21 protein-coding genes are annotated in these 21,630 nt (G+C 46.6%); 11 read left to right on the top strand and 10 right to left on the bottom strand.

The window, feature by feature from the left end:
• Positions 1-8: 8 nt before the first annotated feature.
• From ubiA to KDM90_RS13070, 4 genes are all read left to right on the top strand, one after another.
• The gene (ubiA, locus tag KDM90_RS13085) at positions 9-875 is read left to right on the top strand and encodes a 4-hydroxybenzoate octaprenyltransferase (protein ID WP_212676057.1); all 867 of its coding nucleotides are present in this window, start codon (positions 9-11) and stop codon (positions 873-875) included.
• Between the two features lie 160 nt (positions 876-1,035).
• Positions 1,036-1,344 carry an ElaB/YgaM/YqjD family protein gene (locus KDM90_RS13080; protein WP_230409789.1) on the top strand — a complete coding sequence of 103 codons (309 nt, stop codon included), beginning with the start codon at positions 1,036-1,038 and terminating at the stop codon, positions 1,342-1,344.
• Positions 1,345-1,351: 7 nt separating this feature from the next.
• The gene (locus KDM90_RS13075) at positions 1,352-1,768 is read left to right on the top strand and encodes a phage holin family protein (RefSeq protein WP_212676056.1); all 417 of its coding nucleotides are present in this window, start codon (positions 1,352-1,354) and stop codon (positions 1,766-1,768) included.
• 3 nt (positions 1,769-1,771) lie between these two features.
• A complete protein-coding gene (locus KDM90_RS13070; RefSeq protein WP_212676055.1) occupies positions 1,772-2,182 on the top strand; it encodes a hypothetical protein in 411 nt (136 codons plus the stop codon).
• 158 nt (positions 2,183-2,340) lie between these two features.
• On the opposite strand, the gene KDM90_RS13065 is transcribed toward KDM90_RS13070, so the two are convergent.
• The 3 genes from KDM90_RS13065 to KDM90_RS13055 form a co-directional block, all read right to left on the bottom strand.
• Positions 2,341-3,195 (bottom strand): PA4780 family RIO1-like protein kinase, encoded by an 855-nt coding sequence (locus KDM90_RS13065; RefSeq protein ID WP_212676054.1) that lies wholly within the window; start codon positions 3,193-3,195, stop codon positions 2,341-2,343.
• A 79-nt stretch (positions 3,196-3,274) separates the two neighbouring features.
• Positions 3,275-4,117, bottom strand: coding sequence for a pyrroline-5-carboxylate reductase (gene proC / locus KDM90_RS13060; protein WP_230409788.1), 843 nt, complete (start codon positions 4,115-4,117; stop codon positions 3,275-3,277).
• Complete coding sequence (locus KDM90_RS13055) at positions 4,107-4,850, bottom strand: YggS family pyridoxal phosphate-dependent enzyme (protein ID WP_212676053.1); 744 nt, start codon at positions 4,848-4,850, stop codon at positions 4,107-4,109. Before KDM90_RS13055 ends, proC begins: the two co-directional genes overlap by 11 nt.
• 124 nt (positions 4,851-4,974) lie before the next feature.
• On the opposite strand from KDM90_RS13055, the gene KDM90_RS13050 reads away from it, so the two are divergent.
• The 3 genes from KDM90_RS13050 to KDM90_RS13040 all read left to right on the top strand — a co-directional run bounded on the left by KDM90_RS13050 (position 4,975) and on the right by KDM90_RS13040 (position 7,777).
• Positions 4,975-6,018, top strand: a complete 1,044-nt coding sequence (locus KDM90_RS13050) for a type IV pilus twitching motility protein PilT (protein ID WP_212676052.1) — start codon at positions 4,975-4,977, stop codon at positions 6,016-6,018.
• A gap of 77 nt (positions 6,019-6,095) precedes the next feature.
• Entirely contained in the window at positions 6,096-7,232 is a 1,137-nt protein-coding gene (locus KDM90_RS13045) for a PilT/PilU family type 4a pilus ATPase (RefSeq protein ID WP_212676051.1), read from the top strand.
• 35 nt (positions 7,233-7,267) lie between these two features.
• Complete coding sequence (locus KDM90_RS13040; RefSeq protein WP_212676050.1) at positions 7,268-7,777, top strand: glutathione peroxidase; 510 nt, start codon at positions 7,268-7,270, stop codon at positions 7,775-7,777.
• Here KDM90_RS13040 and KDM90_RS13035 read toward each other — a convergent pair.
• From KDM90_RS13035 to KDM90_RS13025, 3 genes are all read right to left on the bottom strand, one after another.
• Complete coding sequence (locus KDM90_RS13035; RefSeq protein WP_212676049.1) at positions 7,774-8,310, bottom strand: hypothetical protein; 537 nt, start codon at positions 8,308-8,310, stop codon at positions 7,774-7,776. The two genes, KDM90_RS13040 and KDM90_RS13035, sit on opposite strands and share 4 nt — an antisense overlap.
• A gap of 34 nt (positions 8,311-8,344) precedes the next feature.
• A complete protein-coding gene (locus tag KDM90_RS13030; protein ID WP_212676048.1) occupies positions 8,345-10,150 on the bottom strand; it encodes a PglL family O-oligosaccharyltransferase in 1,806 nt (601 codons plus the stop codon).
• A gap of 239 nt (positions 10,151-10,389) precedes the next feature.
• Positions 10,390-11,592, bottom strand: coding sequence for an RCC1 domain-containing protein (locus KDM90_RS13025; RefSeq protein WP_212676047.1), 1,203 nt, complete (start codon positions 11,590-11,592; stop codon positions 10,390-10,392).
• A gap of 231 nt (positions 11,593-11,823) precedes the next feature.
• Between KDM90_RS13025 and KDM90_RS13020 the strand changes: the two genes are divergently transcribed.
• On the top strand, positions 11,824-12,288 hold the full coding sequence (locus KDM90_RS13020; RefSeq protein WP_212676046.1) for a hypothetical protein: 465 nt from the start codon (positions 11,824-11,826) through the stop codon (positions 12,286-12,288).
• Between the two features lie 216 nt (positions 12,289-12,504).
• The gene (locus tag KDM90_RS13015) at positions 12,505-13,257 is read left to right on the top strand and encodes a ZIP family metal transporter (RefSeq protein ID WP_212676196.1); all 753 of its coding nucleotides are present in this window, start codon (positions 12,505-12,507) and stop codon (positions 13,255-13,257) included.
• 7 nt (positions 13,258-13,264) lie between these two features.
• On the opposite strand, the gene KDM90_RS13010 is transcribed toward KDM90_RS13015, so the two are convergent.
• The 3 genes from KDM90_RS13010 to KDM90_RS13000 all read right to left on the bottom strand — a co-directional run bounded on the left by KDM90_RS13010 (position 13,265) and on the right by KDM90_RS13000 (position 16,291).
• Entirely contained in the window at positions 13,265-14,128 is an 864-nt protein-coding gene (locus tag KDM90_RS13010) for a sulfurtransferase (protein WP_212676045.1), read from the bottom strand.
• 9 nt (positions 14,129-14,137) lie between these two features.
• Positions 14,138-15,082 (bottom strand): DMT family transporter, encoded by a 945-nt coding sequence (locus KDM90_RS13005; RefSeq protein ID WP_212676044.1) that lies wholly within the window; start codon positions 15,080-15,082, stop codon positions 14,138-14,140.
• 93 nt (positions 15,083-15,175) lie between these two features.
• Positions 15,176-16,291 (bottom strand): aromatic ring-hydroxylating oxygenase subunit alpha, encoded by a 1,116-nt coding sequence (locus KDM90_RS13000; protein ID WP_212676043.1) that lies wholly within the window; start codon positions 16,289-16,291, stop codon positions 15,176-15,178.
• Between the two features lie 536 nt (positions 16,292-16,827).
• Between KDM90_RS13000 and KDM90_RS12995 the strand changes: the two genes are divergently transcribed.
• Entirely contained in the window at positions 16,828-17,910 is a 1,083-nt protein-coding gene (locus tag KDM90_RS12995; protein ID WP_212676042.1) for a lipase family protein, read from the top strand.
• A gap of 13 nt (positions 17,911-17,923) precedes the next feature.
• Complete coding sequence (locus KDM90_RS12990; protein WP_212676041.1) at positions 17,924-19,057, top strand: hypothetical protein; 1,134 nt, start codon at positions 17,924-17,926, stop codon at positions 19,055-19,057.
• 133 nt (positions 19,058-19,190) lie between these two features.
• On the opposite strand, the gene KDM90_RS12985 is transcribed toward KDM90_RS12990, so the two are convergent.
• Entirely contained in the window at positions 19,191-21,587 is a 2,397-nt protein-coding gene (locus tag KDM90_RS12985; RefSeq protein WP_230409786.1) for a GH92 family glycosyl hydrolase, read from the bottom strand.
• Between the last annotated feature and the right edge of the window lie 43 nt (positions 21,588-21,630).

The raw sequence follows: 21,630 nt of genomic DNA, 5'->3' as shown, positions 1-21,630 counted from the left end.
ACCCATTCATGAATGCCCTTCTCTCCCGCTTAAGGCTCTACTACCAACTGGTTCGCTTAGACAAACCCATCGGCATCTTGCTCTTGCTGTGGCCAACTTTGTGTGCAATATGGATCGCCTCAAATGGCCAACCGGATTGGCAGCATCTGCTCATTTTTTGCCTCGGCACTGCACTGATGCGTTCAGCAGGCTGTGCGATCAATGACTACGCAGATCGCGATTTTGATAAACACGTACTACGAACTGCACAACGACCACTGACGAGTGGCAAAATTCACGCTTGGGAGGCGTTAATGGTCGCGGCGACCTTAGCGATCCTGTCTTTTTTATTGATTTTGCCTCTGAATGGGCTCACCAAACAGCTGTCGATCATCGCTGTCGTTGTCGCAGGAACTTATCCCTATCTCAAACGTTTTTTTGCGATTCCTCAAGCCTATTTAGGTATCGCTTTTGGATTTGGAATTCCGATGGCATTCGCGGCAATCACCAATGCAATCCCTTACTCGGCGTGGATCTTACTCGTCGCCAATATTTTTTGGGCGATCGCCTATGATACGGAATATGCCATGGTCGACCGCGAAGATGACTTAAAAATCGGAATCAAAACCTCGGCAATCACGTTTGGGCGATGGGATGTGACTGCCATCATGTTCAGCTACGCACTCACCCTCATCCTCAGCGCATGGGCGGGATGGCTTTTTCAACTTGGCTGGATCGCACTCATTGGCCTGGTTGCGGCGGCGTTTATCGCTGCTTACCATTACACGCTCATAAAAGGCCGCGAGCGCATGGCTTGTTTCGCTGCTTTTCGACACAATAATTGGTTTGGCGCCGTGATATTTCTTGGACTTGTATTGGATTTTTTGTTGCGCTAGGTAACTGCGATCGTGTGAATTGTCAAATTCCGCTACCTCAATTGCGCTAACGCAAATCCATCTAGCTTTTAGCAACTAGACTATGCTAAAGGTAGCAACACGGTATTACGATAAGTTGAGTGACCGTGTGTTTGGTCATATTTATTAAAGAGGAAATTGTATGCACTCCAGCGAACAACAAGCCAAATTGATGCGTGAACTGAATCAGATTTTAAAAGATGCCGAAGAATTACTAAAGAGCTCAGAACAGCAAGCAGGCGACGGCTTTCATCAAGCCAAAGAGAAACTGGAAGCGAGCCTCAAGAGTGCTAAACAAGAGATCCACAAAATCGAAGAAGTCGTTGTCAAAAAAACGAAAGAGGCAGCACAAGCAACCGACAGTTATGTCCATGAAAACCCTTGGAAAACAGCGGGGATCGCGGCAGGTGTCGGTTTATTAATCGGACTGCTGATCGGTCGAAATAAGTGAGATCGTCATGGCGATTACCGATTCCATAGCGCGCTTCGGCGCGAGCTTGCTAGACAGTTTGCATACCCGATTAGAACTTGCCTCAATCGAAGTGGAAGAAGAGTTCGGACGTTATGCAAACTATCTCGTACTCATTCTTGCCGCCTTGTTTTGTGGAATCGTTAGCCTTTTATTACTGATTTTATTCGTCCTGATTCTGTTTTGGGACACCCATCGTGAATTGGCATTATCTTGCATGCTCGCAGTCTTTAGCATCAGCACCGTTGCCATCATTATGTATTTAAGATCAGCGATTCGTCAAAAACCGCGCTTTTTATCTGCCAGCCTAAAAGAACTACGCCAGGATATTGCGAGCTTACGACAATCCGCCGGCATGGCAAGACCGAACTCGAATGAAGGTGCTGAAGACAACGAGGGTTTTTGACAAATGACTGAGCAATCCAAGCATCAGCAGAACCAAGCGACTTCGCTGGTAGCGCGAAAGAAAGCAGTGCTTGAACGTTGTCGACAACAGCGCGAGCAGCTCATTTGGCAAGCTGCGCAGATTCATCATGAATTGAAGTTCGTCGAATTAGGCCTCCAGGTCGCCTCGACTATACGCTTCAACGTACGCCATTCTCCCTTAGTCACCGCAGCCTCAGTTGCCGCTTCCGTTGCAGCGCTCTATTTCGCACCACGCACCGCACTTTATCGCGTCGTTAAAATAGGTCTACGCCTACAGAAAATATGGCACTATTTACCCACCGATTTGAAAAACAGATTGGGTGCGGGCATTGCCGCTTGTTTTCGTACCTCAGCTCGCGATCAAGATGAACAGGTCGACAAACCGGATTACTGAAATCGATCAGGTCCACAAAAAAGACGGAGACCTCCGACCGCACCATCGTCAACAGCATACAAATCCATCTTGAGCAACCAATAGACCAATCGGTTCACGAACTGCAGACATCAAACAATTCGTCTGGGAAAAACGCCAATTGATCTGCCTCTAGCTCGCTAATTCGTTGCGTTTTGCATGCGGCGGCGCTCTTCTTCCTCCGCTTCCATACGTGCCAATGTAATCTCTTCGATCACTGCACTGACGTTCACTGGACGTTTGTCCTCTGGAACAGTGCCAGTCAACGCCAAGTCTGGATGCAAACGACCGGCCACATAATGGGACCAAATTTCCTTACCATACTGGGTTCGCGCTAGCTCTGGCGCAAATTGGCTAAAGTAGTGTTTTAGATTATTGACATCACGATACAACATACTAGCTGCCCCCAAATTACCAGCGGCATTAATAGCCTGAGGTAAGTCAATAATCACCGGGCCTTGCTCGTTCAGTAGAATATTAAACTCGGATAAATCACCATGCACTATCCCAGCACATAGCATCAGTACCACTTGTTGAATGAGATCTTCGTGATACACCAAGGCTTGGGCGTGACTGAGCTGTACATCATTCAATCGTGGCGCGACCTGGCCATCCTCGGTGCAGACCAAATCCATCAACAGGACGCCTTCAAAACAAATATACGGGGTTGGTACACGGACGCCTGCAGCCGCGAGTTTAAACAAGGCATCAACCTCCGCATTCTGCCAAACTTCCTCTTGCATTTTGCGCCCATACTTGGAGCCCTTTTGCATTGCTCGAGCCTGCCGGCTATTTTTAACTGTCCGTCCTTCTTGGTAGGCAGCTGCTTGCTTGAAGCTCCTTTGACCAGCCTCTTTATACATTTTGGCGCAACGAATCTCCTCGCCGCACCGCACGACATAAACAGTTGCTTCCTTACCGCTCATCAATTGACTAAGGACCTCATCGATCATGCCTTCATCAATTAGAGGCTGTAGACGTTTCGGTGTTTTCATCTAGGCGTATCGCTTTTCAACAAAGAAAAGTAAGGGGTTGCAAATGGGGTGAAATGACGTTGGAGTCTTGTATTCCATCTTATTGTTGACCAAACTCGTCACCTAGTTCCGCCGCGCGCACGGCAGCAGCCTGCGCGGCTTGGTGTATGGCGGTTTTCACATGACTTGCATCCATACTACACAAGGCGGCAAAAGTTGTGCCACCTTTGGAAGTCACACGCTCGCGTAAAAGATGTACTGGCTCTTCAGATTGCATCGCCAATTGGGCTGCGCCCTGAAAAGTTGCAAGCGAAAGTTGGCGTGCTTGGTCGGCATTAAAACCAAGTTGCTGTGCAGCTTCTTGCAAGGCTTCAATAAAATAGAAAACATAAGCCGGCCCACTGCCGGAAATGGCTGTCACACTATCGATCAAATGCTCTTGTTCTACCCAAAGCGTTTGTCCTACTGCTTGCATGATCGATTCCGCTGCTTGACGTTCCGTCGGATTGACTGCATCCATCGCGTATAGTCCACTCATACCTTGTCCCACCATAGCTGGCGTATTCGGCATGGTCCGCACAATTCTTGCATAGCCATTCAACCAGCGCGACAAGTCAGCAGCACGAATTCCTGCCGCCACAGTCAGCACAATTTGTTGATCCAAGAACGGCGCCAATTTCAATGCAACTGCATGCATTTGTTGTGGCTTGACTGCTAACACAATGACATCTAGATCGCGCATGTGATGATCGATATCCACACTGATACCAACGCCGAACTGATCTTCTAGCTTTTTTAAATGCTCTTGATTGAGATCGACCACATGTATTTGTCGCCCGGAATCTAATTTATCAGCCAAGCCAACAATCAGCGCACCAGCCATATTGCCGCCGCCAATAAAACCAATGCGCATCATTTTCAAATTATTTTCACTAGACTGCATACTGCCTCTTCCCAAAAATCGCACTACCAATTCGCAACATCGTACTTCCTTCTGCCACCGCAGCATCAAGGTCCCCGCTCATTCCCATCGACAAAGTATCAAGCTGCTTCGCGTATTGAGGCAATCTCTCCCCCAAATTTACCAATAAGACCGCTAATTCAGCAAACGCTCGGCGTTGTGCCTGATCGTCAAGGGTCGCCTCTGGCACACACATCAAACCTCGCAATTCTAAATTTGATTGCTGTGTAGTGTGCAAGGCCAATTCCAACAGATCCTCGGCTAAGACACCACTCTTGCTTCGCTCACGGCTAATATTCACTTGCAAACAAATTTGTAAGGGCGGCAGATCTGCAGGTCTTTGCTCGGACAAACGAGTGGCAATTTTCGCACGATCGACCGAATGTACCCAAGAAAAATGCTCAGCAATCGGTCGTGTTTTATTGCTCTGTATCGGTCCAATAAAGTGCCAATTAATCCGATCCGACGGATCCAACGAATATCCTGGTTCAGCGACAAGTAGGGATTGAACAGCCGCGATCTTCTCCACACCTTCCTGAAGATAATTCTCCCCAAATGCACGTTGACCAGCTTTCCATGCTTCCAGCACCTGTTCTGGACCAAAGGTTTTAGATACTGCCAATAAAGCAATTTCAGTTGGATTCCTACCATAGCGCGCGGCGCTGAGTGCAATTGCCTCATGCACGGCTTGCAAGTTTTGTCGGATTGAGGACATAATCAAGGACGTAGAACAGCAATTTTCGGTTTCAGGCATCATTCAATTTGATCACCCACGGTCATCTGCTTGGCGAGTCAAATCGTAAATCGGCCAACCAAACTCATTTCATATCGGATTATAAATGGATATCTCAGAACTTCTCGCATTCTCAGTCAAGAATAACGCATCCGATTTACACTTGTCATCCGGCCTACCACCGATGATTCGCGTGCATGGTGACGTGCGTCGCATCAATTTGCCGCCATTAGAACACAAAGATGTGCACGCCCTCATCTACGACATTATGAACGATGGTCAGCGCAAGCATTTTGAAGAAAATTTAGAATGCGACTTTTCATTCGCGATCCCAGGCTTGGCACGATTCCGGGTGAATGCATTTAATCAAGAGCGCGGCGCTGCTGCCGTTATGCGGACAATTCCTTCAAAAATTCTGACATTAGAACAACTCAACGCACCAAAGTGTTTTGCGGAATTTGCACTAAAAGCCCGAGGCTTGGTGTTAGTAACGGGCCCAACAGGCTCAGGCAAATCGACGACTTTGGCTGGCATGGTCAATCATGTCAACGAAAGCGAGTATGGCCATATATTGACTGTCGAAGATCCAATCGAATTTGTCCATGACTCAAAGAAATGTCTGATCAACCAACGTGAAGTCGGACCACATACTCATTCGTTTTCCAATGCCTTACGTTCTGCACTGCGTGAAGATCCTGATGTCATCCTGGTTGGTGAGTTACGTGATTTGGAAACTATCCGTTTAGCCTTGACCGCTGCAGAAACGGGTCACTTGGTCTTTGGTACATTACATACGTCATCTGCTGCAAAAACCATCGACCGTATTGTTGACGTCTTCCCAGCGGAAGAAAAAGAAATGGTTCGTTCCATGCTTTCTGAATCCTTACAAGCGGTGATTTCTCAAACCTTACTGAAAACGAAAGATGGTTCTGGTCGTGTCGCAGCGCACGAGATCATGGTCGGCACTCCCGCGATCCGTAACTTAATTCGCGAAGCAAAAATTGCTCAAATGTACTCTGCTATTCAAACTGGTAGCAACGTCGGTATGCAAACGCTCGATCAAAATCTAGCAGACTTGGTTCGCCGGAATGTGATTTCGTCCGCCACGGCACGCGCAGCAGCCAAGATTCCAGAAAACTTCCCAGGCTAATCGAAGCTGGGGACAGGAATGACGTCTGCTCATCATTCACTACATTACAACGACAAAAATTGAACTGAGGAATTTTCATGGAACGCGATCAGGCCACCAAATTTATGAACGATTTGCTCAAACTCATGTTGAGCAAAAATGGCTCAGATCTGTTTATCACCGCAGATTTTCCGCCTGCCTTTAAAATCGACGGTAAAGTAACGCCGGTGTCTAATCAGGTACTGACGCCTGCGCATACTGTCGATTTGGCACGCGCGATCATGAACGACAAGCAAGCATCGGAATTTGAATCAACCAAAGAATGTAATTTCGCAATCAACCCTCCCGGCCTAGGAAGGTTTCGTGTTTCGGCATTTTTGCAACAAGGAAAAGTTGGAATGGTGGCGCGGACGATTACTTCCACTATTCCGACCTTTGAAGAACTGCGCCTCCCCAATCAATTGCGTGAAATCTCCATGACTAAGCGTGGTCTCGTGATTATGGTTGGTGCAACCGGCTCTGGTAAGTCAACGACACTCGCTGCTATGGTTGGCCACCGCAACGCGAATAGCTATGGACATATCATCACGATTGAAGATCCGATCGAATACGTTCATCCACACGGCAATTGCATCATTACGCAACGCGAAGTTGGAATCGATACTGAAGATTGGGATGTTGCGCTGAAAAATACCTTACGACAAGCACCCGATGTTATTCAAATTGGCGAGATTCGTTCTCGCGAAACGATGGATTTGGCGATTGCTTTTGCTGAAACAGGCCACTTGTGTTTGGCTACTTTACATGCCAACAGTGCCAATCAGGCTTTGGATCGCATGATTAACTTCTTTCCCGAAGAGCGGCGTGCGCAATTGTTAATGGACTTGTCGCTCAACTTAAAAGCAGTGATTTCGCAACGTTTAGTTCCCCTCCGTGGGCAAAAAGGTCGCGTCGCAGCCATCGAAATTATGCTGAACACACCATTAATTTCTGACTTAATCTTTAAAGGCGATGTGCACGAGATCAAAGAGATCATGAAAAAATCAGAAGAACTCGGCATGATGACTTTTGACAAATCACTATTCGATCTGCACGAAGCCGATTTAATCACCTACGAAGACGCTTTGCGGAATGCGGATTCCGTCAATGAATTACGTCTTGCGATTAAATTGCGAGGCAAAGATGCCAGCAATCGTGATTTATCAGCAGGCACTCAACATCTAGGTATTATCTAGGCGAACCGTTTGAGGATCGGTTGTAAATCCAGACTATGAGTGCCTACGATTTTGAAGCCTCGACAATAACGGGTCGAGGCTTGCCACTAAGAGAATTTTTGGGTCAAGTTAGCTTGATCGTCAACACAGCAAGTGCTTGTGGCTTTACTGATCAATACCACGATTTGGAGGCCATGTATCGCGACTTCCGTGCCTCGGGATTTACGGTACTCGGTTTTCCATGCAATCAATTTGGCGCACAGGAGCCGGGCGACGGTGATCAGATTGCCACGTTTTGTCAGCGCAAATTTGGATTGAGTTTCCCCCTATTTGACAAAATTCATGTCAACGGGAAACAGACTCATCCCCTTTTCCAATACCTCAAGACACACGCACCTGGAATACTGGGTACCAAGGCAATCAAATGGAATTTCACCAAATTTTTAGTTGATCAAGATGGTCATGTGGTGCGCCGTTATGCACCGACGACACGGCCAGAGGACATTCGTTCAGATATTCAACAACTTCTCAACAAAAACCGAATTTCCCCTCAACTATCAAATTAAGTGCGAACCCAACGCTGCATGACAGGGAAAGCGAGTGCCTGCTGTTTTTCAGCCTGCACGGGATCAAAACACAAGCCAGCCCACTGTAAAAATGGGAGCCCAATATATTCACCACGCTCAAACTGCGCAATCAACCAAGTAGAATCTTGTTTATAGCCATCTGCGTGAAACACGACATCCAGAGGTATGTTGAGGTATCGAGCGGCAGCGAACGACCATAGCACCGCAGCAATTTCTTCTCCATCGGTGGGCCATGGCAAAACCAAAGCGTCACTCCCTATCGCCGCTCTTTGCTCACTCGTCGTCACCGCCAAATGCCCTGCTTCGTGCAGGAGGTCACCGGGGTAGCGCAATCGTTGAAAATCGACATAAATGCAATTGGGGCCTAACTCTAGGCCTGGAAGAAAAGTGGGTTCGGTCAATACACGAGGGATCACCTTGAATCCCAAATTTTCGACAAACCCGCACATACTGACCCAATATTCCACCCCAGCGAGATCTGGGCTAGGGAAATCTTTGCGATCTACTGTCATCTATCTACCTCTTTCAACAAAAGTCTCTACGCGATCAAGGCGTAAACTGCGACAAAGTCTGGCTCCGAAGATGTACGACTCTCGCTTGCTGATGCGCAAATTCTGTTAGCTCTGCGTAAACATCTGGCTCGCTTTCTGCAAGCCAGATAAAGCGCGGCATAAAAATATCAATTGCAGTAGGATAGGCTAACATGGCAGCACGCATCTGCGCTTTGGCGGCCATCAGTTGACGATTTTCAGCCAGTAATGCAGCCTGTCTGAACATGACCTCATCAACAGGCGATGCACGCAATAATCTTTGATTCAAACGTAGTTTTTGAGCAGCAGACTCCTCATCTGCTACAAAACTCGAAGGATCCAAGGCTTCAATCTCAGCCTGCAACAAAGTGCGTTGATTCAGGCCACTTAAGCATTTTCTCTGCTGACGATAACTCTCTTCACTAAGATGCGCCAATTGCATCGTGGCATCGGTATAAATAGCCTTCTCGATTGCAACATAATCGAATATTGTTTTGACCAACAACACAGAAGAAAATATCAGTAATCCTGCTAAGCCCCATTGCATTATCACCGCCCGGCTAGGTGCAAAACTTTCCCGCTCCATGTATCCAAGCATCAATGCCGCAACTCCCAAAAAATAGCTGAAAAAAAGCGGCTGCTCTAGCAAACTATGGATCGCTAGAATACCAAGACTACATAGTAAATAGCGACGCGCTGGAGTAAACGGACAGCCGCGCTGCTTCAAGACAAATCTGCCTAAGGGCAAAATGAAGCTAAGCAAGCCGACAATCCCAGAAACTGCAAGAATTTGTAAAAGCAAATTGTGTGCAAATTGATCGATACCCCAAGGATTTACCTCACCCACTTTTGCTATTTGCTGAATTAAAGTATAAGCAAAACCATCAAAGCCGACACCAAGCAAAGGATGATCCAAAAACATTTGCCAGGCATGTTGCCATAAGAAAAAACGCGTACCAACCGTTTCTGAAAAATGGAAGACCCGAGCAAACTGTGGAATTGGCAACTGCGTCAATCCCCACAGACAGAGCAAGCCCAACACGCACATACCAATACCGCGACGACCAATTTTCTTTAGTCGAGAGCGTCGATCGACAAAACCAGTGAAGTAAAGTAAACCAATCCAAATCCAATAGAGATACACGCTGCGCGATGCGGATAAAATCATGGCCACGCCGAGCCACAGAAAAGTAGACATTGCGAGCTTCGGCTTCAAAAAGTTCTGATTGACGAGGTAAATAAGCGCACACTGCGCCAAAGCCAAATAACTCGCGAAATGATTTTGCTGTGCAATGTTGGCGAACACGCCAGCTTGCGCTGACAAAGGCTGATTAATTGACGACGCCAAAATTGGCGGCACGCCAAAGAACTGAATAAAAGCCAACAGTGCGCTCACCACTCCACCAAACAAGATTGCACACGCGATGAAATGCAGACTCGTCCAATACCCACGCTGTTGAGCATCCCAATTTGCTAGCGCATGTCCACACCAAAGTAAGAACAGACTCCAAACCAAATACATCGCGACCATCAGCGCTTGGCTTACATAGGCAAAGTACTGTGCTTGCCATTGTGTTACGAGGACGAGCAAGAGAGCACAGGGCAAGGTCACAATCACGGGGACAGTGAATTTCGATCCAGAAAAATAGGAATGAACAAGCAACGCGGCTGTCGCCATCAGACCGAACAGCCCTGCCGACACTTCTGAATAAAACGAAGGAATAGGTAAAGTGTGCCAAGGCAGCAAGAAAGGCACGCACAGCATGAGCGCCAACAAAGCACGTGCTGCATGCATAGGGATACGGTGGCGAATTGAAATCATTGTCAACTTTGTGGTTTCGGGCAAGGTCTATGACCGGAAAGCAATTTCACTTGGAGATCTAAATTAAAGCTGACCCAATACGAAAAGAGAATGCGAGCTTTGGACAATGGCCCCATTTGATGACTTCCGCTGGCACTGTCCTTAAGCAAAGTCGACAGTACGCCTCCCGCTCAGCGCGCAAAGTACGACTTACCGTGCCATCAGCTAGGATAAGCGGTACTTGCGTGCGTTTAGCAAATTCAATTTTGCGACTTACCCAAATTCAGAGTTTTTATGCCACTTAGTCCTGCCACGCGTACTGGTTTCGCCGAACTCGCCGTCGAGTTATTTCCTAACTGACCCGTACCATTAAAACCAAAAGCCATGACTTGCCCATCTGCCAAAATGACAGAACTAAAACCATTGCCAGCGGATATCGATACTGCGTCGCTCACCTCTCTGACTTTAACAGGCTTCATCTGGAAAGCACTGGACGCACTGCCACCTCCGAGCTGCCCCTGTTGATTGGAACCCCAAACCGCGACCGAACCGTCAGCGAGCAAAGCCATGCTATTCGCTGCACTCGCAGCGATGGTTTTCACCGCGTTTAACCCTACGACGACCGTGGGGATATTACTCGTGCTGCGACCACCATTACCCAATTGACCCAATTGATTGCGCCCCCACGACATCACGGTGCCGTCATTGCGTAATGCGAGTACATGCGCGCCCCCTGCCGCAATTGCTTTGACTTGGGTGAGCCCTAACACTTGAACTGGGACGCTAGAATTCACATAACTCCCATTTCCAAGCTGACCAGCGTCATTCGCCCCCCAGGACCAAACTGTGCCGTCGTTCTTCAGCGCGATCGTGAAGTCGGCACCTGCCGCCAAAGATTGAACGTTTTGAACATTTATTGCTTGTGGCAAATTCAAGTAAGAAGTTGCAGTGCGTCCCCAACCCCAAACAGAGCCGTTCGTTTTTAAGGCGACGGTGTGATTTTGGCCAGCAACCACCGATTTCACGGCGCTAATCCCAGATAAGCGAAGTGGAATTCGACTTGCCATCACCTGTGACATACCCAACTGCCCACTAGCATTACTACCCCAAACCCATAAATTGCCATCACTATGTAAAGCGACTGAATGACGTTCACCTGCTTGCACGGCTTTAATCGCACTCAAACCTAGGACACGAACAGGCACAGTAGAATAGTTCAGCGTATTATTCCCTAGTTGACCGAATTGGTTTTCACCCCAAGCAAAGACGTTTCCATCCGTTGCTAATGCCAAGGTATGAAGATAATGACTCGACAAGCGATCGTCGTTATTTGGCTTTTCTTGAACAACAGGTGGCAACGCTGGCGTTATCGAGCCTGAACCATCGTTATAATTACCGCCACCACACGCACTCAATAAAAGTGCGAGAGACGGGGCACTGAGGAGACGCAACTTTAATTTCATTACCAACCTTTTTGAATAGACAAAAGAAATAGAACGAAATTATAACAAGTTGACCTTTAATTAATTTCAAAAAAGTCAAATAATTTGTCATTTTTTCAAATACTAAAGTGCCAAGATAGAAATGTCTCGCGTATTTAATTTCTCCCAATAAACCCATGTGAAGGATCATCGATGTTGATGCGCGAAAATCGATTCAATCAAAAGGCTGTAGGGAAAGTAGGTGGTTTCCTAATGGCATCACTACTCAGCATCCAATTAACTGGGATGTCCACAAACGCCCATGCACAGACCCAAATTCTTGAATGCAAGGATGCACAGGGGCGGAAGATTCTGGCGAGCCGTTGTCCAGCGGGCAGTACGCAAGTCAAGGAAGTCGAAGTTACTCCTGTGACCAATGGTTTAGGTCAACAACCCAAGGCGAAAGTGCCGACCCAGAGTTTATGGGCGAAAGAAATCGAGTTTAAAGAACGCCAAAAATTCAAGGCTGAACAAGAAGAAAGAGCGCGAACCCTAGAGCGGGCCGACGACGAAAAATGTTATCAAAATAAGAAAAAATTGGTGAGCTTAGAGAACGGCTTACCCTATAAAACAGGCGAAACAAAAACAGGCGACCCTATTTTTATGGAAGACCAAGATCGCGTAAAAGAAATTAAAAAGATCAAAGAAAAACTGAGCAAATGTAAATCCACTGATTAAAAGCCGAGGCTAGCAAGCGGCATGGTTGCATTGCGAATTTGCGCAACTTGTGGTCTAATTGCAACAAAGTTGCAATTAGTAGAATTTGATTCAAACAGGCATCAGTTCCCTTGTTAAGTGCAGTCAACATGTCGTTCTTGCTTTTGCCCTTGCACTTGCTGACTTCTAGATCCAACCCGTTCGAGGCATAAAATTCAATCTGTTCTCACTTCCATCATTTTCACCACAACAATTGCTGGTGTCCTGAGCATTAGCCTTGCCGCGATTTTCTCCTTTACATTATTGTCGAAAATCGTTGAACGTATGGTCAGTCTATCCGTCGGCATTATGTTATCGACGTCCCTCTTACACGCCTTGCCGCGAGCTTTTGAATCCGGTACCGACCCACGTTCATTGTTCGCCTGTTTACTCGGTGGACTATTGGCGTTCTTCCTATTGGAAAAGTTCGCGATCTTACGCCACTCGCATCACCACGAAGGCGATGGGCATCATCATGAACATGGGCATGATGCGCATGAAGCGGGCAAAGCTGGTTGGATGATTCTAATCGGTGATGGGATGCACAATTTCACCGACGGGATCTTGATTGCAGCAGCGTTTTTGGCAGATCCGGGATTAGGGATGGTGACCGCGCTGGCGATTATTGCGCATGAAATTCCACAAGAGATTGGTGATTTTATTGTGTTGCTGAATGCGGGTTTCTCGCGCACACGAGCGTATATTTACAATCTCTTATGCAGCCTGATGGCGGTGGTCGGCGGCGTTCTCGGTTATTTCACTTTGGATAAAGCCAGCAATTTGATTCCTTACGTGCTGGTACTCGCTTCGTCTGGGTTTATCTATATTGCGGTCAGTGATTTAATGCCACAAATGCAGCGCCGCGCAACGCTCAAAGAAACAATCCCGCAAATTATCTTGGTGAGCTGTGGTGTGATGCTGGTGTTATTTATGACCCAGCATCAACATTGATTAGCTTCTACGCCGCGCCGCTTGCAACAGGGCGTGACGCATCAGCACACCATTCACTCCACGATCCCGGATATAAAGCAGCACCACCTAAGCCAGCCACTTCTAATGCCAATAAATTATGGCAAGCTGTTACGCCTGAGCCGCATTGCATAATCGCTTTGGATGGATCAGCAATCAAGCCTTGCCATTCATCACGTAATTCTTGTGCCGATTTAAAACGTCCATCGGCTTGCAAATTGTCTTTAAAGAAGCGATTTTTGGCGCCGGGGATATGGCCACCAACCGGATCCATGGTTTCATTTTCTCCGCGAAAACGATCTGGGGCACGAGCATCGATGACTTGCAATTGGGCATCCGCGCTCGCTTGAAGATTCTGCAAAACTGTCTGCACATTAACTTGTTTAGTCAGACTTTCTTTCGCTTGAATATTCCCAGCCTCAAGGCTTACAGACTCAGTTTGCACTGCATGACCAGCACCAATCCAAGCAGCAATACCGCCATCCAACACGGCAACTTGTGCGTGCCCAATTGATCGCAACAACCACCACAAGCGGGCGGCAAACATACCCCCGTGTGCATCGTAAGCGATTACTTGTGAATCTTGATTGATTCCCAAACTGCGCAAAGCTGCTAATAAATCCTCTGTCTTAGGCAGAGGATGGCGACCTGCAAAAACACCCGCTGCATCCAATTTACTACCGGACAAATCGATATCAAGATTAGCAAATACTGCACCCGGAATATGTCCGGTGTCGTAAGCATTTTTACCTGCTTGTGCGTCCATCAAATCATGGCGACAATCCACCACCACTGTGCTTGGATTCTTCAGTTCTACGGCAAGCTGCTGTGCGCTAATCAAAGTTGTGTACATGAATTTTCCTTAAAGAGATTCACTGGGGCGATCGCCTTCTGCCGACTTCGTACCAGTATTACTATTAAACGAAGACGCTATCATACCGCTCGCTAAAATTACTGCAATTCCTAACCAACTGATCCAACTCAAATTGAGCTTCCAAATCATCACGTCTAAGGTGCTAGTAAAGACTATCCCAACATACTGCAAATTCGCCGCGACTAAAGGATTACCAAGGCGATAGGAACGTGTCATCGCCAACTGCGCAATCATCGCGAAAAGACCAACACCCAGTAAGAGAGCGATCCCTTTGACATTCCACAGTTGATGATCTTGATGCGCCGCTAACTGCGATGCGGTAAAGGTATTGAAATGCCAAAATTGACCAAGCAATCCCATCGCGGTACAGACTAAAGAAAAATAAAAAACCACCCGATATTCTGGCTCGCCAGCGACACCCATTTGACGCACTTGGATATACGCGAGGGCTGCAATAAAGCCGGAACATAGAGCAATCAGGCTATCAAACAATTGATCTGCGCGAATAGTCGGACGCAACAGCATCACGACACCAACAAATCCCAACAAGATAGACCACACTAGATGCGGTGGAAGATGAACCACATCTTTACCGCGATTTTTCCACCAAGAAGTTGCAAACAAAATCACCGCAACCCAGATCGAAGACATATAACTCAAGGTGACTGATAGAGATAAAGGCAATTTCGAAATTGAATAAAACCAGAGCCACAGCGAAGTCACGCCGAAGATACCGCGCCAGATATGCCCCTTAATCATGGAGCTGCGTAATGTACCGTTTTGCCAGCGCATAAGGAAATAAATGCCGATCACGCCGATCGCACCACGATACGTGACGATCTCAGCGGTGTTATAAGTCTCAGAGGCGAGCTTGACACAGACACCCATCAAAGAAAACAAAAAGGTGGCGATCAACATCCAAAGTGCTTGCATACATCCTCTTTAACTGAATTAACTATTTGTTTTGACAAACGACTAGCAGAAAAAAGTATGGGGAAGCATCGCTTCCCCATTTCTTCAATTTATTTAGAATTGCATTTTACTTCGATACCATTCATGGAAGTGTTGCATGCCATCTTCCATTGGTGATTGATAAGGTCCCACTTCATTTTGACCGCGCTCGAGCAAAATCTTACGTCCCGCATCCATACGCATCCCGATCTCATCGTCTTCGATACAGGTTTCCATATATGCCGCACGTTCTGCTTCAATGAACTCACGCTCGAATAAAACGATTTCTTCTGGATAGTAGAACTCGACCACGTTCTTGGTTTTACCTGTCGCAGTCGGCCATAGTGTTGATACCACCAACACATGCGGATACCATTCGACCATAATATTCGGGTACAAAGTGAGCCAAATAGCGCCGTATTTTGGTGGTTCACCACGACGGAATTTTAAAACTTGCTCTTGCCAAGCTTGGTATTTTGGCGAGCCAGATTTCAATAAACCTTTGTGTACGCCGACGGTTTGCACACTGTAATCTTCGCCAAATTCCCACTTCAAATCATCGCAGGTGACGAAGCTACCCAAGCCTGGATGAAAGGGCTCAACGTGATAATCTTCGAGATACACTTCGATAAAGGTTTTCCAGTTGTAATCACATTCATGCACTTCAACATGATCGAGCATGTAATCGGTGAAATCCAAATCCTTGGTCACCGATAAGCTCGCCATCTTTTCCATCACGTTGTAACCGTTTTGTTCAAACAGTAGACCATTCCAATTTTGAATAGGTGTACGTGAGAGATTCAGACAAGGTGTATCTTTGAAATGCGGCGCGCCGATCAACTCACCTTTGAGGTCGTAAGTCCAGCGATGTAAAGGACAAACAATGTGATTCGTGTTACCACGCCCAGTCGTGCCTGGACCACCAAACATTAAAGCTTGACGATGGCGGCAAACATTCGACAGCAATTCAATTCCGTCTTTACCGCGCACCAACATACGCCCTTCGTTTTCAGAAGCGAGGGTCGCATAATCACCGACGTTAGGAACCATCAATTCATGACCAACGTAACGCGGGCCAGATTGAAATAATTGTTTGATCTCGCGCTCTAATAAGCCTTGATCAAAATAGACATGCACCGGAAGTTGCGCGTCAGAACGCGCTAATGTAGACAAAGAAGCCAGATCGGACATCCCCACCCCCCAAATTAATTTGCACCAACCTAAGAGAGAAAGAATCCACAAAAACCTATTTTCGAATGATTTTCACCAGAGTCGAAAATTCAAACAAGGAACAACAAGCGATTCATAAAAACCACTTGATGAGGAAATTTTGGACAGAACCCGCGATTATACCTGAAAGCTTTGCTAAGGTCTTGTTTTAGCAATGATTTATCGCAAGCTCATCAAAAACTTCTAGCCAATTCTTCGTTTTTTCCCCTTCTCTGTATCCATTTCCTGTGAGTAATCATGCCGGGCAACTTGGCACGCCTAGTGCGTGGAAATTATCAATCAGATCATATTTTTCCTATTTACGCATTCAATAAGATAAGCGTTTTCACCTAAAAATATAAAATAAGCTTGTCTTTTTGCTTTTTTAATCCTACTTTGCATACACCGTTTCCTCGAATGAAATCCCGTGTTCGTGCATCAAGCATTTTCGGTCTGCAGCGCCATCTTTTGACATCGCTGCTATTTTTTTAACTTAACGAAGCAGAAAGAGGTACCCAATGGCACAAGAACAGGTTGTCTTATTGATTCATGGAATGGGTAGTTTCGCGAAGGCGCCTGATCAAGCGCTCGGAAAATTTGGGGAATCATTTGTGACTAGCATCAACACTAGCCTGAAAGAATTCGAAAAGTTCAAAAAGAAAAAAATTACCGATTACGTCGATCTCGTCGAATTCAACTACAGCGTTTTTTTTGATGAAATGCGCAACAAAATGGCCAAAAACGGCCAGACAATTCAAACCCGCTTGGCAGCAATTCAGGGTGCTGGGGATATCAGCTCATTGACCGCCACTCTGATTGGACTTGATAAGAATTTTAACTCTGACAGCATGTTTTATACCCACTGGCTAGACGTCATTTTCTACACCACGCTGATCGGCAATAGTATCCGTGTCAGCCTAGGCAAACAAATAGCCCAGCTCGTGAACGAATATGGCCAAGATAAAGTTCACGTTGTAGCGCACAGCCTGGGCACCGCTGTTTTACACGATACCTTACATCTTTTGTATCGACCAGAAAGCGATCCTGAGAACCAGTTTTCCAATTTAGATATAGGCCAACACAAACTAAGGTCCATCACAATGATCGCAAATGTCTCGCGAATTTTGAATCACTTTAACCATTTAACTTCGCCTTACAACAGTATCGTCAAACCAGGCTCTGCTGGGTGTACAAGTAGCTTTTTCAATGTTCATCATGAACTGGATCCTTTTACTTGGATCTCTCGATTTAGTCCTCCACAAAACGGCACATGGGTTACCGAAGCAGACTACGAAAACTGCTTTAGTGATATTCAAACCCGCATTGTCGTCGAACCGAACACCCATTCCTTCACTGCATACGTCTCTGATCCGCTGGTGGCCGCCCCCCTACTCTACCAATTGATTGAAGAATTTGATCCAAAGCAAAGCGAAATTCTCGCGTTCAAACAACGCTATGCAAACAATGCCAAAGGCTCTGTACGAGAAATCACCGACTCTTTATTTAAAGATTTGGACACATCCGACATCCAGCACTGGACAAGTTGGCTCAATACAGCAAAAGCAGTGCAAGCCGCCGCTGATTTGATTGAACACTTATAAAGCGAGGCACATCATGCTATCGAAAACTCAAACAATCACTTGGATCAAAATTGGAACACTGATTTCCACCTTTTTCTTGAGCACGAGCTGTCTTGCACAGCAAGAAAATGCAGCCGCAGATCCTATCGCGCAAAAAATAGCAGCAATTCAAAAGGAATGCCAAGCACATCAATATGACCCAACATCAACGTATTTCCTTGACTTGCACAACGCCGCCATTGCGCTCGATAAAAAGGTATGTGAACAACTCAAGCAAACAACGACGGAAAAGGATCTTTCAGGGCTCGCCAATGCGTTCACCGAATTCGGTTCTATGGTGCGAAAATCGCTAGGCAGTACGTTCTCGAATACCCAAATTGCGGACAATGTAAATCGTCAAGCTGACTATTTCGAAAAAGAAATGCAAGATCGTGCAAGCTACTATTTCCTGCAATTGGAACGTCCGAAGAAACTGTCAACCTTCACCCACCTAAAGAGCGAGAACAGATCAGCATTTCGTTTCTCTAACTTTGCAGAGGTGCTAGCTATCACTGATTCCGATGAAACCAATTGTATTGCAAGCACCTCGAATAAAATCAAATGCAGTGCATTGCTGCATGATTTCAGTAAGGCGATTGCGCCATACCAAACCACGCTGATCAAACTCAGTTCTGGACTGGTAGTGCAAGAATTAGAAAAAGTCGAGAAAGATTGGGATAACTATTGGAAAAATGCACGGGCACTGAGCTTTCTCGATCTCGCGTTGACCAGCTTCATTGAGCATGAATCAAGCACAATGGCCACCAGTTTGACTGGGCCGCCAGCACGTCAATGGTTTGTTCTTCATCCCAATATTGTATTCGAACATGTCTCGGGAGCGCCCAATGGTCAGAGGACAAAAGAAGCGCTAAGTATCGAGTGGATAGGTGTCAATTTTTGGAAGAAAAATGGGGGAAGGATTCCTTTGGGGTTGAGCTTAACCAGCTTGTATTCTGATCGTGCCGACCTGAAGTCCGTTGGACACGGTGTAACGATCTATGTCGACAACAAATATGCCTTGGGAGTTACACGCCGTGACGGAAAAACAGGCATATTTTTCTCCGTGGATTTGCTCAAAGCACTGGATAACTCAAAAGAAAAAGTACTTCAACTCAAGAATGCACTCTAAGCAACGGCGTCGCGCTCGTTTGAGTTAACTCCCTTACTTTTGATTTTTATCGACTGTAGGAATCAGGCATATGACCCATAAGCCTGATTCCTTTTTTTTCGACATCGCTGCAAAGCAATTTGCCGAACTACGCTCAATCAACTCGATACTTCGTTTGCGTATAAGGGCGTGCGTTCGATTGACTTCCCCAATTTTTATTCGGTGTGCTTTGCATTTTGAACAGCAATTCGCCACCCTCAGTAATTTGCGTATGGGTGATGAAATTTTTCTCCAGAGGCTTCCCATTCAAGCTAACCGAGCCGACATATTGATTTGCCTTGCTGAGATTTTCTGCCCGAATCACAAACCGTTTTCCGTTCGGCAAATTCAAACTCGTTTTATCGAGGAACGGTCGCCCCAATATATATTCATTGCTGCCCGGCGCTACTGGATAAAATCCGAAACTCGTGAATGCAAACCATGCGGACATTTGCCCCAAATCATCGTTTCCCGACAAACCGTCTGGCTTCGCATGATACTGACTGTCCATAATTTGTTGCAAACGCTGTTGCGTCTTCCAGGGTGCACCAAAATAGTTATAGAGATAGGCAACATGATGTGATGGTTCGTTACCATGTGCATAATGGCCAATCAAGCCAGAAATATCTTCCATATGCGCATAGATTTTTTCGTCAACTTTGGCATCAAATACTTGATCAATTTTCGCAATCGCAGCCGAATCTCCACCTAGCATTTGAATCAACCCCGCATTGTCGTGCGGCATATACCAAGAATACTGCCATGCACTCCCCTCAGTGTAGTCGCTGCCGAAGTTTGAAACGGCTGGATCAAATGGGACACGGAATTCACCATTCGCTTTGCGAGCGCGAATGAATCCAGTATTCACATCAAATACATTCCGATAATTTTGTGCTCGCGCATAAAATTTCTTCGCAATATCGAGTTTGCCCATCTTTTCCGCCATACGTGCGATGGTCCAATCATCAAACGCATATTCAACTGTTTTGGATGCTGCTTCCGGCTCTAAGTCCGTTGGCACATAACCGTATTGCATATAATGCCGCAGTCCTCCGTATGCGCCATATTCCGCACTGCTGACCATGGCTTTTAAAGCGGCTTCCGCATCAAAACCTGTCACTCCTTTTAAATACGCATCTGCAATCACGGGGACTGCATGATAGCCAATCATGCACCAAGTTTCCAAACCATGGAACTGCCATACGGGTAGAATCCCCTCCGGGCTTACTTTTTGCGACGCGATCAAAGATTGAATAAAGTCAGCATTCCGCGCTGTGGGTTGGATCAAGGTTAACAATGGGTGCAATGCTCGATAAGTGTCCCAGAGAGAGAAGGTGGAATGGAATCGGAATCCTTGGGCTTGATGGACTTCATTATCGGGACCGCGATAACGCCCATCAATATCCATAAACAGACTCGGACCCATCATGCTGTGATACAAGGCAGTGTAGGCCTTTGTCCGCATATCGGGTGCGGCTTCAATACTGACAGCCGATAACGCGGTGTTCCAAGCATCGCTTGCCTTTTGTCGCTCAGCCGCAAAATCCCAATCACTCATTTCCTGTAAATTCGCGATGGCACCTTCCTCACTAACGGCGGAAATCGCCACCTTGACCATTAAAGATTGATCGTTGGGAATACCAAAATTAAAGGCGGCAACCAAGGCTTTACCTTCGACCTTTACTTTCTCTTTTGCACCAGAGCCCGGCCCAGCAAAACCACGATATTCGATAGCATCTTCGCGATTTTGAATTTCACGTTGCTGGAATGGCTTAGAAAACTGCATAGCAAAATAAACCTGCCGCCCCGGTGCCCAACCTCGCGTGATACGCATTCCGGTGACCAAGGTATTACTTCTTACACGAAGGCTTGACCACAGATTTTTGGATTTGTAATCATAGATGCTACTCCGCATATCGACGAGCAACTTCGCCTCGACGCCCTTTCCGTAATGGTAACGATGCAAACCCACGCGTTCACTCGCAGTCAACTCGACGTCCACTTCATGATCAAGCAATTTGACTGCGTAGTAACCGGGTTCGGCTTTCTCCTGCTGATGACTAAATCGGGAACGATAACCGCTAAACGCGCGCTCAGGATAGCCTGGCTCCCATTTCGTCTCACCACTATACGGCATCAATAAAACGTCACCTAAATCCGAATGCCCGGTCCCTGAAAAATGAGTATGCGAAAATCCTAAAATCGAATCATCTTCGTAACGATACCCGGCTGCCCAAGGATAGCTCTGCTTAAAATGACGTAATTGCGTGTCTGGACTGAGTTGCACCATACCAAAAGGACGGGTCGCTCCAGGAAAAGTATGCCCATCGCCTCCCGTGCCGATAAAGACATTGACTACAGCAGACGGCTTGGCACTGAGTTTGGTCTCCAAATTGGAACTGACAGCAGCGATACCCATCTGTGGCAACGCGAGACAAAGCATAAGGCTGGGGACAAAGATGGAAACCAAGTGCACAAGAGGCGATGCGCTGGCGCGAAGAAATACTGGCATGATGTTCCTTCCAAAGAGCTCGTAGACTATGCTCGAGCGAACA

The sequence above is a fragment of the Affinundibacterium fentianense genome (assembly GCF_018139545.1).
GTDB classification, from domain to species: Bacteria; Pseudomonadota; Gammaproteobacteria; order Burkholderiales; family Burkholderiaceae_D; genus Undibacterium; species Undibacterium fentianense.
This window is presented reverse-complemented; position numbering and strand designations above follow the sequence as displayed.

Coding starts and splice junctions, on each gene's coding strand:
- ubiA (WP_212676057.1), top strand. CDS start 9: ATGAATGCCCTTCTCTCCCGCTTAAGGCTCTACTACCAACTGGTTCGC.
- KDM90_RS13080 (WP_230409789.1), top strand. CDS start 1,036: ATGCACTCCAGCGAACAACAAGCCAAATTGATGCGTGAACTGAATCAG.
- KDM90_RS13075 (WP_212676056.1), top strand. CDS start 1,352: ATGGCGATTACCGATTCCATAGCGCGCTTCGGCGCGAGCTTGCTAGAC.
- KDM90_RS13070 (WP_212676055.1), top strand. CDS start 1,772: ATGACTGAGCAATCCAAGCATCAGCAGAACCAAGCGACTTCGCTGGTA.
- KDM90_RS13065 (WP_212676054.1), bottom strand. CDS start 3,195: ATGAAAACACCGAAACGTCTACAGCCTCTAATTGATGAAGGCATGATC.
- proC (WP_230409788.1), bottom strand. CDS start 4,117: ATGCAGTCTAGTGAAAATAATTTGAAAATGATGCGCATTGGTTTTATT.
- KDM90_RS13055 (WP_212676053.1), bottom strand. CDS start 4,850: ATGTCCTCAATCCGACAAAACTTGCAAGCCGTGCATGAGGCAATTGCA.
- KDM90_RS13050 (WP_212676052.1), top strand. CDS start 4,975: ATGGATATCTCAGAACTTCTCGCATTCTCAGTCAAGAATAACGCATCC.
- KDM90_RS13045 (WP_212676051.1), top strand. CDS start 6,096: ATGGAACGCGATCAGGCCACCAAATTTATGAACGATTTGCTCAAACTC.
- KDM90_RS13040 (WP_212676050.1), top strand. CDS start 7,268: ATGAGTGCCTACGATTTTGAAGCCTCGACAATAACGGGTCGAGGCTTG.
- KDM90_RS13035 (WP_212676049.1), bottom strand. CDS start 8,310: ATGACAGTAGATCGCAAAGATTTCCCTAGCCCAGATCTCGCTGGGGTG.
- KDM90_RS13030 (WP_212676048.1), bottom strand. CDS start 10,150: ATGATTTCAATTCGCCACCGTATCCCTATGCATGCAGCACGTGCTTTG.
- KDM90_RS13025 (WP_212676047.1), bottom strand. CDS start 11,592: ATGAAATTAAAGTTGCGTCTCCTCAGTGCCCCGTCTCTCGCACTTTTA.
- KDM90_RS13020 (WP_212676046.1), top strand. CDS start 11,824: ATGGCATCACTACTCAGCATCCAATTAACTGGGATGTCCACAAACGCC.
- KDM90_RS13010 (WP_212676045.1), bottom strand. CDS start 14,128: ATGTACACAACTTTGATTAGCGCACAGCAGCTTGCCGTAGAACTGAAG.
- KDM90_RS13005 (WP_212676044.1), bottom strand. CDS start 15,082: ATGCAAGCACTTTGGATGTTGATCGCCACCTTTTTGTTTTCTTTGATG.
- KDM90_RS13000 (WP_212676043.1), bottom strand. CDS start 16,291: ATGTCCGATCTGGCTTCTTTGTCTACATTAGCGCGTTCTGACGCGCAA.
- KDM90_RS12995 (WP_212676042.1), top strand. CDS start 16,828: ATGGCACAAGAACAGGTTGTCTTATTGATTCATGGAATGGGTAGTTTC.
- KDM90_RS12990 (WP_212676041.1), top strand. CDS start 17,924: ATGCTATCGAAAACTCAAACAATCACTTGGATCAAAATTGGAACACTG.
- KDM90_RS12985 (WP_230409786.1), bottom strand. CDS start 21,587: ATGCCAGTATTTCTTCGCGCCAGCGCATCGCCTCTTGTGCACTTGGTT.